The 12,385-nt window shown below is 39.2% G+C and carries 13 protein-coding genes; 10 read left to right on the forward strand and 3 right to left on the reverse strand.

The window, feature by feature from the left end; all coding sequences use genetic code 11:
• Positions 1-79 precede the first annotated feature (79 nt).
• The 3 genes from nadE to KSK37_RS00120 are packed head-to-tail and all read left to right on the forward strand — an operon-like array spanning position 80 to position 1,735.
• On the forward strand, positions 80-871 hold the full coding sequence (gene nadE, locus KSK37_RS00110; RefSeq protein WP_217198701.1) for an NAD(+) synthase: 792 nt from the start codon (positions 80-82) through the stop codon (positions 869-871).
• A 50-nt stretch (positions 872-921) separates the two neighbouring features.
• Entirely contained in the window at positions 922-1,419 is a 498-nt protein-coding gene (locus tag KSK37_RS00115; RefSeq protein WP_217198703.1) for a ribonuclease domain-containing protein, read from the forward strand.
• A 28-nt stretch (positions 1,420-1,447) separates the two neighbouring features.
• Positions 1,448-1,735, forward strand: coding sequence for a barstar family protein (locus KSK37_RS00120; protein ID WP_088358514.1), 288 nt, complete (start codon positions 1,448-1,450; stop codon positions 1,733-1,735).
• Positions 1,736-1,786: 51 nt separating this feature from the next.
• Here the strand turns inward: KSK37_RS00120 and KSK37_RS00125 are convergent, their stop codons facing one another.
• The 3 genes from KSK37_RS00125 to KSK37_RS00135 all read right to left on the reverse strand — a co-directional run bounded on the left by KSK37_RS00125 (position 1,787) and on the right by KSK37_RS00135 (position 6,171).
• A complete protein-coding gene (locus KSK37_RS00125; protein ID WP_217198705.1) occupies positions 1,787-2,170 on the reverse strand; it encodes a hypothetical protein in 384 nt (127 codons plus the stop codon).
• A 248-nt stretch (positions 2,171-2,418) separates the two neighbouring features.
• Positions 2,419-3,582, reverse strand: a complete 1,164-nt coding sequence (locus KSK37_RS00130; RefSeq protein WP_217198706.1) for a hypothetical protein — start codon at positions 3,580-3,582, stop codon at positions 2,419-2,421.
• Between the two features lie 36 nt (positions 3,583-3,618).
• A complete protein-coding gene (locus tag KSK37_RS00135) occupies positions 3,619-6,171 on the reverse strand; it encodes a TonB-dependent receptor domain-containing protein (RefSeq protein ID WP_217198707.1) in 2,553 nt (850 codons plus the stop codon).
• Positions 6,172-6,362: 191 nt separating this feature from the next.
• Here KSK37_RS00135 and KSK37_RS00140 point away from each other — a divergent pair, with 191 nt between their 5' ends.
• From KSK37_RS00140 to KSK37_RS00170, 7 genes are all read left to right on the forward strand, one after another.
• Positions 6,363-7,040: a response regulator transcription factor gene (locus KSK37_RS00140; RefSeq protein ID WP_217198708.1), complete on the forward strand. Its 678-nt coding sequence runs from the start codon at positions 6,363-6,365 to the stop codon at positions 7,038-7,040.
• 9 nt (positions 7,041-7,049) lie between these two features.
• Positions 7,050-8,084 (forward strand): sensor histidine kinase, encoded by a 1,035-nt coding sequence (locus KSK37_RS00145; protein WP_217198709.1) that lies wholly within the window; start codon positions 7,050-7,052, stop codon positions 8,082-8,084.
• 126 nt (positions 8,085-8,210) lie between these two features.
• Positions 8,211-8,804, forward strand: a complete 594-nt coding sequence (locus KSK37_RS00150; protein ID WP_088358508.1) for an IS1096 element passenger TnpR family protein — start codon at positions 8,211-8,213, stop codon at positions 8,802-8,804.
• 167 nt (positions 8,805-8,971) lie between these two features.
• Positions 8,972-10,324: an alpha-amylase family glycosyl hydrolase gene (locus tag KSK37_RS00155; RefSeq protein WP_217198710.1), complete on the forward strand. Its 1,353-nt coding sequence runs from the start codon at positions 8,972-8,974 to the stop codon at positions 10,322-10,324.
• 7 nt (positions 10,325-10,331) lie between these two features.
• Complete coding sequence (locus tag KSK37_RS00160) at positions 10,332-10,772, forward strand: hypothetical protein (protein ID WP_217198713.1); 441 nt, start codon at positions 10,332-10,334, stop codon at positions 10,770-10,772.
• A gap of 11 nt (positions 10,773-10,783) precedes the next feature.
• Complete coding sequence (locus tag KSK37_RS00165) at positions 10,784-11,479, forward strand: hypothetical protein (RefSeq protein WP_217198715.1); 696 nt, start codon at positions 10,784-10,786, stop codon at positions 11,477-11,479.
• Between the two features lie 59 nt (positions 11,480-11,538).
• Positions 11,539-12,333, forward strand: coding sequence for a thymidylate synthase (locus KSK37_RS00170; protein ID WP_217198718.1), 795 nt, complete (start codon positions 11,539-11,541; stop codon positions 12,331-12,333).
• Positions 12,334-12,385: the final 52 nt, after the last annotated feature.

Below are 12,385 nucleotides of genomic sequence, written 5' to 3' on the forward strand. Positions count from 1 at the left end.
TCAGATTTTAAGGAGCAAAAATAAGGAAAATTTTAAGGATTACTCCATCCGGCCATCTTAGTTTTAAACAGTGAATGACATGCAAACAGAAAAAATAACAGAAAAAATAGTTTCCTGGCTTAAAGATTATGCGCAGAATGCAAATGTAAACGGATATGTTGTCGGTGTTTCCGGCGGTGTAGATTCCGGAGTGGTTTCTACGCTTTGTGCAATGACGGGTCTTAAAACGCTTTTGATTGAAATGCCCATTCACCAGAAGGAAGATCAGGTGAACCGAGCGTGGGATCACATCAACGATTTGAAATCTAAATTCTCTAATGTTGAAGCGGTTTCATTAAATCTGACGCCCGCTTTTGAAGAACTTTACAAGTCTTTTAACGTAGATGACGAAAAGTATCCATCAGAAAAGCTGGCTTTTGCCAATACCAGAGCGCGTCTGAGAATGATAACGCTGTATCATTTCGGGCAGCTCAACGGTCTTTTGGTGTGCGGAACCGGTAATAAAGTAGAGGATTTCGGGATCGGATTTTATACCAAATACGGCGACGGCGGAGTAGATGTTTCCCCAATTGCTGACTTATACAAAACAGAAGTTTACGAACTCGCAAAATCTTTAAATCTCATTGAGTCTATTCAGAATGCAATTCCAACTGACGGACTTTGGGAGGTTGACAGAACCGATGAACAGCAGATCGGCGCGACGTATCCGGAGCTTGAAAAAATTCAGAAAGAATGGGGAAAGAAAACAGAGGCAGATTATTCGGGCAGAGATCTGGAGGTTTTTAAAATTTTCCAGCGGATGAATAAAGCTGCGCAGCATAAAATGCAGCCGATTCCGGTTTGTGACATCCCGGAGGAATGGAGAGATTAGTAGAGTTATATTTTTCCTTCTAAAATAATTCAAACTCATTAAAAATTACGATGGATAAAGATAAAATTAAACTTTTCCTTATTTTCATTATAGGACTGCTTACCGCTTTTCTGGGGATGTATTTGTACAACAATTATAAAATTGAAAAGAAAAACCAGGCAGAAACCTCGACAAAGACTGAATATTCTCAAAAAAATTCCGGAGAAAACTCTCAGGAAAACTCAATTGATCATTTGACGAAGGAAGATGTTGTTATTAATTATGTAAAAGAAAACCGCAAACTTCCGGATTATTATATTACGAAAACCGAAGCAAGAAATCAGGGCTGGATTGCGTCAAAAGGGAATCTCTGCGAGGTTTTACCCGGAAAAGCAATTGGCGGCGATATATTCAGCAACCGGGAAAAGACTTTACCTTCCGGAAACCAATATTTTGAAGCTGACGTCAATTATAACTGCGGAAACCGAAATGCCGACCGCATTATTTACACCAAAAACGGCGAAGTATGGCTCACAAAGAACCATTACAAAACCTTTGAGAAACAGTAAAAACAGTGTCTAATATTAATCAATAAGAATGAAAACAGTTTATATAGATTTTACAGAAATCGGCGATTACGAAGATTTCTTTACCCAGCTAAAAGAAAAAATAACGCTTCCGGAATTTTTCGGGGACAATTTGGATGCACTTTATGATTTCGTAAGCGGTTCTGCCGAGCTGCCTCTTCATATTGAATTTGTGAATATGAGTGTGGAACAGCTGGAAATTTTTGAAGATTTGCTTGTCACCCTCGAAGATGCGGATGATGAACTGGATGATTTTACGTTTACGTATTTTCTTGAGCAATTTGAAGATGAAGAATAAAAAAACACCTGACGGACAGTCAGGTGTTTTTTCTTTTTGAATCCCAAAATATTATCTGGAGGCAATAAAAACGGTGATCGGCAGCACATACACTGCGTTCATTTTGGATGAATCAGCAAATCTGTAAAGAAGATGAGTCATCACCTCCTGAATTTCTTTGTTGACGTATTTGCAGTCTCCGTTTACAGTGACGTGCTCGATTTTGCCGTTTTCAGACACTTCGAATTTCACTTCGCTGTTGATTTTTCCTTCTGTCAGATTGGGATTGGTAAAATCGAAATTCTGCATCACCAGATTTCTAAGTTCACCAAATCCGTCATTGCCGCTAATTTTCACCTCTTTAATCACATTGTTTTCCTGCGCCTTCATATGAGAAGTTAAACCAGCTGATATTATAATTCCCAGAACCCCGAACAGTTTAATCATATTTTTCATAATGCTCCTTTTTTAATTGAATTAATTGGGTATTTCCCCCTTTTCTGATACAAAGCAAGGAAATTAATTTTTGATTAACAAATAATTCATATTAAATTCACATTGTAAAGCGAAAATTTAATATTGGAATATAAAAAACAGTTAAATCGTGTTGATTCAGCAAGTTGCAATATGAACGGAATGTTAACAAAAAAAACCACCGGTAAGCCGGTGGTTTTAATTTGATATGAATGAAAATTAATGAAAACTTATAATCCGCCCCAGGTTGCAGCCCAGGCTGGAGCAGCGGTTCCGTTTCCGGCTCCCGTTGCGCTGGCGTTTTCGACGAAGGTATTTGCCAGTAATACTGCGGCAATGCTTCCTGCACTTGCTTTTACAGAAGCTTTTGTAGTAACTGCGTCAAATTTTACGTTGGTTATTTTTCCGGTACCATTAAAATAGGCAACAGAAGCGTCGTGCTCTACATTAATTCCCGTATTCCAGTTGGATAAAACCACATTATCGATGGTTGCATAAGTCCCGACTCTTAGTTTGATGCCGTCAGATTCACCGCTTGTTGCACCGATGAAAGTTGCATTTTTTATAGTGGGGTTAGATCTTGGCTCGGCATTGTTGTTCTCAGCATTGTTATCAGCTTCTATTCCTCGGTTCCCAATTCCGTTTGCTCTTCTTTTGGTGTAAACATTAGTTGCTGTTCCGTTCCAGCCTTCAGTCCAGTCGAAACCGTCATCTTCATTTCCTACGGAAATAATATTCGAAACATTTACGGTTCCACCAAAAAATTCGATTCCGTCATCCGCTCCGTTTAAAATGGAGATGTTGCTGATGGTTGTTCCACTCCCCACTCCGAAAAGGGAAAGCCCGTTGAATTCTTTTTCTCCTGTAAAGATTGCTCCGGAATGCTCGATTCTTACGTAGGTTAAAGATCCTGAATTGTCATTAGCAACAGTTCCGCCATAGGTTGCGTTTCCTACTTCCGCAGATGCCGTGGTTCCTTTGTTGATTGGAGCTTTACCGGCGATTACAATACCGCCCCAGCTTCCTGGCGCGCCAGTTGGAGAAGTAAAGACAACCGGTGCAGATGCAGTTCCGTTTGCAAAGATTTTGCCGCCCTGTTCAACTGTGACGTATGCTGACGTTCCTCCTGTGGATTCAATTCTTGTTCCGGCAGGAATGATGAGCTGCCCGCCATCTTTCACGTGAACTCCACCAGTCAGTTTATATACTTCAGTCGCATCAAGAGTTACCTTTTCGCCGGATTTTACTTCACCTCTGAAATCATTAGGGTTTGAAGCAATTCCGGTTGCTGTTGCTGGCGGGATAGGATCGTCTTCGTTACTGCAAGACTGAACAGCGAAAGCAGCAGGTAATAAAAGTGCTAATGCCAATACTTTTAAATGGTTCTTTTTCATAATTTTTACTTTAAATGATTTATTTGAATTTGATTGCTAAAACTGATAGGAAACTCCGATTCCGAGGTTCATTCCTTTCTTATGGTCTTTCACGGTTACTTCTCCGTTTGTATTGTCCTGCACTCTTGTAAAGCTCGGATTCAGCAGGTTTTTGCCGCTTACTGAAAATCCGATGCCGTTACCGAAATTTACTTTTGCTACGGCATCGAGCATATTGATGGCTTTATCCACAAGATTTCCTTTGGTTGCGTAACCAATTGCGTAAATATTATCTGAAATATGGGAATAGGAAACGACGAAGTCCAAAGTGTTTTTATCGCCCCATTTCTGCTCGATTCCCAGATTTACGTTTGCAAGAAAATCTGATGCACCCTGCATTTTATCTTTCGTTTTGGACGGATCGATCGAAATTGTGTTGGAATAAGGCGTAGTGGTTTCTGCTGATACTTTTTCTTTACTGAGTTCCTGGCTGGTGTTCAGATAAGTACCGTTGAGGAAAGTGTAGATTTTGGTATTGTTCTGCTGATAAAGGTCTTTTCTGAATTCCATTTCCAAACCATAAACATGGCCTCTGTCGCCGATATTGACAAACGAAACAGAGTTGGAAGAAGAATTAACGGTAACTCTGGAAATAGGATTCTGTATATATTTCCCGAAAGCAGTAACTGAAATTACTTCGCCTTTTTTAGGAAACCATTCCCACTTCAGGTCGGCATTGTAATTATCCGAAGGATAAAGGGTAGGGTTACCAAAACTCAGTTCGTCCACTTCTTCATATTCGTAAGGGGCAGTTTCCAAAAGAAGCGGTGTTGTATATGTTTTGGATGCCGAGAACCTTAAGTTATTGGTATCGTTAAGACTGTATTTCAAATTTAAAGCCGGTAATATTTTAGAATATTTTTTATCAACCTTTCCTTCTTTAATGGAGGTGCTGTAATTGATCTTTTGGTCAAGATGATCATATCTTACTCCTATCTGTGCGGTGAGCCTGTCGCTGAACCTGTAATCGATATTCGCGTAACCGGCATTATTGAGCATTTCTGACTTATAGTATTGCGGAATCAGTGCGCTTTCAGGATTCCATTTAATATCACCGCGGAAGGTCACGATATCAAAAAAACCTGCAGCATAATTATTGGTGTTGAAGAAGCTTCCGTAATCATTGCTGTCCAGATAATAGCTGCCGGGTACGGCGTTTACTCTGAGGTTAAACTGGGTGGCACGGAAGTCACTTTTCTTAAATCTTCCATTATATCCGAAGCTCAGTTTTGCATTTTCGTTGAACTGATAATCAGCGTGGAGGTCTCCCACATAATCATTCTCGATCAGTTTGTCGAAATACCGGTGGTTGGCGCCCGGGTTACTTGCCCCGAAATAATTGGAATCGGTTGTATGGTTATAAATGGAGATATTCTGCATTCTGTCTGGTCTTCGGCTGTCGAGTCTGTTAAATCCTAAATTCCAGTACAGTTTCAGTGGCGAAGAAATTTGGTGTTCACCAGCGAGCTGATTAATGAATAAATCGTTTGTTTTATAATTTGCTCTTCTCAGCAGCGCCGTTTCATCGGCTCGGTTTTCGTTCGTGTCTCTTATATAACCTGAGTAATTTTCTAATTTCTGTTCGGTGGTATGAATATAATTGGAGACAAATTTCAGATTATGGCTGCTGTTGATTTTGTAGTTCAAATTGACTAGCCCGGTAGAATTGGTGCCGTAAGAATACTCAGTTCCAAAAAGGTCTTTTGTAGCAATACCAACATTATCAACTGATCTTGTGATACCTTCTTTATACCCGTAATTATTGTCAAAAGAGCCGAAACCAAAAAGGCTCAGTTTTCCTTCACTGCCAATATTAAAAGTTCTGCCGAAATCAATTCCCAGAGATGAATTAATGCGGGTGAATACTTCTCTGTTCGCCCATGAAGTTTTAAAAACGTAACCGTTGTTTACAAAAGCAGCATTGGACGGTTTGGTAATTTGCTTAAATCCGAAATAATCCGGGCCGTTCTGTAAATAGAAATTATTTTTCTTTAATGCATTAGTATTGACCGATGATCCAAGATTAATCTTAAAATAAGGTTTACCGGTGTACACTTTGGAAACAATATCTATATTGGCTCCCGACATATCTCCCCACATTTTTGGGTTGTATACTTTTTCCAGACCCACGTAATCGATCATATCCGTTTTAATGATGCTCAGATCAATGTTCTTATAAATGGGATCATTAGACGGAATAGGCAGGCCATTCATTGTGGTGGCGTTATTCCGGTCTCCCAGTCCGCGAATGAAAACCTGTCCGCTGCCTTCCTGTTTTTGCGCTCCGGTGGCTTTAGTTACCGCCACTGCGACATCGCTGACTCCCTGCTTGTCAAGCTGGGCTGCGCCCACACGTTCAATCACTTCAACTGATTTCCTCTGAAGGCTGATAATGTTACTTTCAGAGCTTTTTTTCACATTTCCCTGTATCGTAACCCCTTCAATACGCTTTTCTTTCTTTAGTGAATCGCTTTTAGTTTCCTGTGCGTATAATACTGTTGTCGAACAGCTTAGAAAAAAAACCGCAATACTTAGTTTGCTCATTTTCATTGATTCTATTTAATAAGATTTCTCTTGTTGCAAAGGAATAAATAACCCGGCGGTTAGGTGTTTCGTGAGTTTTAAGTTTGTTTTAATAAATTCTGAACGGAAAGGACGAAATATTAACTAATTATGAACATTGCAAATGTTACTGTTGCCGACTTTATTTTTGATTAACTTTGGGAGGTTAAATAGTAAAGATGAATCAGAAAAAAATTCTTTTAATTGACGATGAACAGGATATATTAGAGATATTATCCTACAATCTTGAAAAAGAAGGCTACGAAGTTTGCACTGCCATCAACGGAAACGAAGGCATTGAAAAAGCAAAACAGATTATCCCGGATCTGATCCTTCTGGACGTGATGATGCCCGAAAAAGACGGTATCGAAACCTGTCAGGATTTAAGGAAAATCAAGGAGCTTCAAAAAACCCTGATCGTTTTTCTCTCCGCACGAAGTGAAGAATTTTCTCAGCTTGCAGGCTTTCAGGCCGGCGCAAACGATTATATCGTAAAGATCATCAAGCCAAAAGTCCTTATTTCTAAAGTGAACGCTCTTTTACAGCTTACTTCTCAGGTTTCTGATGCTGCTAAAAACATTGCCGTTGGCGACCTGATTATCGATAAAGACAACTTCCGTGTATCCAAAGCGGGACAGCAGTTTCTTCTTCCTAAAAAGGAATTCGACCTGCTTTATCTCTTGGCTTCCAACACCAATAAAGTTTTCAAACGCGAAGAAATTCTTGAAAAAGTTTGGGGCAATGATGTTATTGTTGGCGAAAGAACCATCGATGTGCACATCCGAAGACTCCGCGAAAAGCTAGGGATCCACACCATTCAGACTTTAAAAGGAATTGGTTACAAATTAGTTGTGTAAATTTGTGAGATGAGGTTTCACAAACTTACTTTACTGGCTTCTGTTTTTTTAACGGTGGTGATGTCGGTCATTGCATTGGTTTTTGACTATTCCAATGACGCGGTTTTTCACGAAAGAAACAATTTTTATATTACCCTTTTTCTGTGTGTAGTTTTTATATTCGTTTTTAATTATCTCATTTTAGATTACCTCTTTAATGTGTACGGCAAAAAACAGATCAAAAAGATTTCCACCATTCTTCCGGAAGATTTCATCCATGAAGACGACAGTGACATGAATTTTCAGGAATTGGGGGAAAGAGTTTCCGAATTCAGTCAGAAAAATGCCACCGAAATGGTAACGATGAAGGAAATGGAAACCTACCGGAAAGAATATATCGGAAACGTTTCGCATGAACTGAAAACGCCGCTTTTTTCCATCCAGGGTTATGTCGAAACGCTTATCGACGGAGGCGTTGAGAATCTTGCGATCCGGGATAAATATCTCGAACGCATCGATAAATCCGTAGAACGTCTGCTGAATATCGTAAAGGATCTGGATATGATTAATCAGTACGAATCCGGCGAAATTACTTTAAATATCAGCAGATTTGATATCAATATGCTCATCCGGGAAATCATCGATCTTCTCGATCTCGAAGCCCAGCGTAAAGATTCGAAAGTGCTGCTTCATACTTCTGCAACCCAGATCTTTGTGAATGCCGATAAGCAGAAAATTTCCCAGGTTCTCATCAACTTAATCTCCAATGCTATTCATTACGCAAACCGGGAAAAAGCGCAGATTATCATCAGAACCCATATCCTCAGAAACAAAGTTCTGGTAAAAGTGGAAGACAACGGGATGGGAATAAAACCTGAAGTGCTGCCCCGTATTTTTGAAAGATTTTACCGCGTTGAAACCAGCAGAAACCGTAACGACGGCGGTTCCGGGCTCGGGCTGGCGATCGTAAAACACATCTTGGAAGCGCACGGCGAAAACATCTCTGTAGAAAGTGTATATTTGGAAGGTACCGAATTCAGTTTTATGCTGGAAAAGAGCAATTAGGAAACGGCAAAATTTAAGCAAAACTTTTTTAATAAAAGCGGACAAATATTTTTTTTGTCAAAATGCAATTGTTTTATCTTTGTACCCGAAAATCAATCTAAACTCACACTAAATTTAAAAGCTAAAATGGTTTATAAAATCCGCATTATTTTAGATACCAAAGACGATGTTTTCAGAGATGTCGAAATTAAAGACAAACAAAATCTTTGGAATCTTCATTTGGGAATTAAAAGTGCATTCTCTCTTTTGGGAGAAGATTTATCTCTTTTCAATATTCTGGATGAAGAAGGTACCGTGGTGAAGACAGTTCCCCTCGAAGATATGAGCGATGACGGTGAGGGCGAAATCATGTCGGATGTTTATATTTCTGAAGCTTTTGAGCAGGTAGGTGATAAGCTGCATTTTCAGTATGGTTTTATGGATCTGTGGGAGTTTTTCTGCGAGCTGGTAGAAATCATTGACGAAAAACCCGCTGTAAATTATCCAATTACCGTTTTCCGTTTCGGAAACATGCCTTTGAAAGCGCCAACTAAATCGGGCGGAAAAAAAGCCGCGAAAAATTCGGTAATGCCTTTGCTGGATGATGATTTTGATAATTTTGACGAAAATTTCACCAGCGGAAATTTTGCAGATGATGACGATGAAAGTTTCGATGACGACGAAGAAGAAGATGACTTCAATGACGACTTTTTCGAAGATGATTCTTCCGAAGAAGTTTAAAATATACAGCCCCGATATTTTCGGGGTTTTTTTATGCCCAACAGTTAATTTTCACTTTGTTTTCCTGATGTAATTACAAGTTTTCTTAAGTCCGGACATGATTCTTTTAATCCGGTCTCATTCGGAATTTCAATTTAAAAACAATACATTTGTCTTAAATCATCAGAATGAAAAAACTCATCCTTTTAGCAATTATAGGCTTGGGAATTATTTCCTGCACCACCCAAAAATCCACCACAATGAACGATTTGCCGAGCGAGTGGAAACATACCACCAATATTTACGAAGTTAATATAAGACAGTACACTCCGGAAGGCACTTTCCGCGCTTTTGAAAAAGAAATGCCGCGGCTGAAAGACATGGGAGTGAAGACCCTTTGGTTTATGCCGATTACTCCAATCGCGCAGAAAAACAAAAAAGGACCTTTGGGAAGTCAGTATGCAGCGCAGGATTACACTGCCATCAATCCGGAATTCGGAACGATGGAAGATTTTAAACATATGGTTGATGAGGCTCATAAAATGGGTTTCAAAGTCATCATCGACTGGGTTGCCAATCACACGGGTTGGGATCATGTATGGACGAAAACAAATCCAGATTTTTATCTCAAAGATCCTAAAACCAACGATTTTCAGATCGCTTCCGGAATGGATGATATCATTGAACTGGATTACAGCAACCCGAAAATGAGGCTGGCAATGATTGATGCCATGAAATTCTGGGTTCGGGAAACCAATATCGACGGATTCCGATGCGACCTTGCTGCTTGGGTAGAAGTGGATTTCTGGCAGCAGGCAAGACCGGAAGTGGAAAAACTGAAACCGCTTTTCTGGCTCGGAGAATTCGATGAACTCGATAATCCTGATTACGGGAAAGTTTTCGATGCAAGTTATATCTGGAACTGGATGCACAAAACAAAAGGTTATAACGACGGGAAAGCTTCTTTTGATGATTTAAAAAATCTTCTGTCAAGATATTCAGCGATTGGCGACGGTTCGATGAGAGCCTGGTTTACTTCCAATCATGACGAAAATACCTGGAACGGAACCGAATATGAAAAATATGGCGTTCTGGCAAAACCTTTAGCCGTGTTTTCGGTAACCTGGAATGGAGTTCCGTTGATTTACAACGGCCAGGAACTTCCACTGAAAACGAAAAGACTGGAGTTTTTCGAGAAAGATCCAATCCCGTGGACAGGAAATAATGAACTTCACGGTTTCTACAAAACTTTGCTAAACCTAAAATCAGATAATCCGGCATTGAGAGGCGGTGATCCAGCAGCAAAAACTCAGATTCTGAAAACTTCGGCAGACGATAAAGTGTTAGCTTATGTCAGAAAAAACGGTAAAGATGAGGTGTTGGTTGTTCTCAATTTCTCTAAAGAGAATGTCTCTTTTACCATCGGTGATGAAAATGTTTCCGGAGCATTTAGAAATGTGTTCAGTGGTCCGGTAAAGGATTTTTCCCAGGATAAAAGTTTTTATTTACCGGTCGGCGGATATGCAGTAATGGAAAAATAGGCGCTGAATGAACAAATCCGAAATCCTGAAAATCATTCATGATAAATTATCAGAAAAAATTGGTCATTTAGAACATCTGATTGCCGAAACCCGCGCTGCCAACAACGAAACGAAAAGTTCCATGGGCGATAAATACGAAACTTCTCGGGAAATGGTGCAGCAGGAGATCAATAATCTGCAGATTCAGCTGAATGAAAATCTGCGGGCGAAAAATTCTTTGAAATTAATCAATACCAATCTTCATCAGACCGTCGGTTTGGGAAGTCTGGTAGAAACGGATAAAGGCATGTTTTATATTGCAGTTTCCTTAGGCTCTCTTGAAACTGATCATCATAAAATATTTTTAATTTCCCCTGAAAGTCCTTTAGCACAAGCGATGACAGGAAAAGTTAATAAGGATGTTTTTGTTATTAATGCGGTAAAACAGACCATTAAAAATATCTGGTAAAAATTAGAAATATGAAATTAAAATTTGTTTTATGTTGGTCTTTGCTTCTGACTTTTATAAACATTCAGGCACAACAGATGCAGAAAGTGGTAGCGTCATTTGGTGGAGGTAGTTTAGGTTCTATAGAAATTTATACTGAAGAATTTGTGTTTTTTCTTACTGAAAATGGCAGTATTTCAGGTTTTACAACAAATAATTTTAACGGCAGTTTTGATTATTATGACAATGAACATTTTGAAAAAGAAAAATACGGAAAACTCAAAAATTGTGGGGATACAAAGATTGAATATTGGCTGACTTTCAACGTGAATGATGCAAGATACGGGAAGGTGAAAAGTATTGGTAAAGTTACAATCGACTATTGGGACAACCACAATTACGAAAAAGAAAAATTTGGAAGAGTAAAAAATATTGGAACGATTCCGGTAGATTACTGGGATAGAGACGGTTTCGACACCGCAAGATATGGGAAGATAAAAAACATAGGAAATATATTTGTTGATTACTGGGAAAATGAACCACTAAATAAAGCAAAATACGGAAAAATCAAAAGCTTCGGACCTGTCAAATTTGATTATTGGGATAATTATTATAGCGATAAAGAGAAATTTGGTAAATTAAAATCAGTCACCGGAAATTCAGATAAAATACAGGTGAAATTCAATCACTTGCTATTTTATCAAACATCTAATTATCAACCTTATTAATCAACCAATTAAAAAGGTTTGTTATTTTTGTAGAAATAAAAACACTCCACATTCTTATCATGCAAAATTATCTCGACTTACTTCAGAATATCATCGACAACGGAACCGATAAGACCGACAGAACCGGCACCGGCACCCGAAGTATTTTCGGTTACCAGTTACGGTATGATCTGTCAGAAGGTTTTCCTTTGGTGACCACTAAAAAAGTTCATCTAAAATCAATTATTTACGAATTGCTTTGGTTTTTAAAAGGTGATACCAATGTAAAATATTTAAATGATAACGGCGTTTCGATCTGGGACGAATGGGCTGATGAAAGCGGTGATTTAGGTCCGGTGTACGGTGCACAGTGGAGAAGCTGGACCGGAGCCAACGGAAAAGTCATCGATCAGATTTCGGAAGTAATTGATCAGATCAAAAAAAATCCGGATTCCCGGAGACTCATCGTTTCCGCATGGAATGTTGCTGAAATTCCTAATATGGCTTTAGCGCCTTGCCACGCGATGTTTCAGTTTTACGTTGCCGACGGAAAATTATCGCTGCAGCTGTATCAGCGAAGTGCTGATGTTTTCCTCGGTGTTCCGTTCAATATTGCGAGTTATGCGTTGCTGCTGATGATGGTTGCGCAGGTTTGCGGTTTGGAAGTGGGCGATTACGTACATACTTTTGGCGATGTTCATATTTATAACAACCATTTCGAGCAGGTCAACAGGCAGCTTTCCAGAACGCCGAAAGCCTTGCCCAAAATGAAACTGAATCCGGAAATTAAAAATATTTTTGATTTTGAGTTTGAAGATTTCACTTTGGAAGATTACGATCCTTATCCGGGAATTAAGGCGCCAGTTGCGGTTTAATAACGTGTTTTAAACTTTTTAATGTATTCTTTTCCAGTGTTTTAGAAAATTA

The organism is Kaistella soli, from assembly GCF_019038595.1.
Taxonomy (GTDB): Bacteria; Bacteroidota; Bacteroidia; order Flavobacteriales; family Weeksellaceae; genus Kaistella; species Kaistella soli.

Coding starts and splice junctions, on each gene's coding strand:
- KSK37_RS00160 (WP_217198713.1), top strand. CDS start 10,332: ATGAACAAATCCGAAATCCTGAAAATCATTCATGATAAATTATCAGAA.
- KSK37_RS00150 (WP_088358508.1), top strand. CDS start 8,211: ATGGTTTATAAAATCCGCATTATTTTAGATACCAAAGACGATGTTTTC.
- KSK37_RS00165 (WP_217198715.1), top strand. CDS start 10,784: ATGAAATTAAAATTTGTTTTATGTTGGTCTTTGCTTCTGACTTTTATA.
- KSK37_RS00145 (WP_217198709.1), top strand. CDS start 7,050: ATGAGGTTTCACAAACTTACTTTACTGGCTTCTGTTTTTTTAACGGTG.
- KSK37_RS00115 (WP_217198703.1), top strand. CDS start 922: ATGGATAAAGATAAAATTAAACTTTTCCTTATTTTCATTATAGGACTG.
- KSK37_RS00135 (WP_217198707.1), bottom strand. CDS start 6,171: ATGAAAATGAGCAAACTAAGTATTGCGGTTTTTTTTCTAAGCTGTTCG.
- KSK37_RS00155 (WP_217198710.1), top strand. CDS start 8,972: ATGAAAAAACTCATCCTTTTAGCAATTATAGGCTTGGGAATTATTTCC.
- KSK37_RS00125 (WP_217198705.1), bottom strand. CDS start 2,170: ATGAAAAATATGATTAAACTGTTCGGGGTTCTGGGAATTATAATATCA.
- nadE (WP_217198701.1), top strand. CDS start 80: ATGCAAACAGAAAAAATAACAGAAAAAATAGTTTCCTGGCTTAAAGAT.
- KSK37_RS00120 (WP_088358514.1), top strand. CDS start 1,448: ATGAAAACAGTTTATATAGATTTTACAGAAATCGGCGATTACGAAGAT.
- KSK37_RS00140 (WP_217198708.1), top strand. CDS start 6,363: ATGAATCAGAAAAAAATTCTTTTAATTGACGATGAACAGGATATATTA.
- KSK37_RS00170 (WP_217198718.1), top strand. CDS start 11,539: ATGCAAAATTATCTCGACTTACTTCAGAATATCATCGACAACGGAACC.
- KSK37_RS00130 (WP_217198706.1), bottom strand. CDS start 3,582: ATGAAAAAGAACCATTTAAAAGTATTGGCATTAGCACTTTTATTACCT.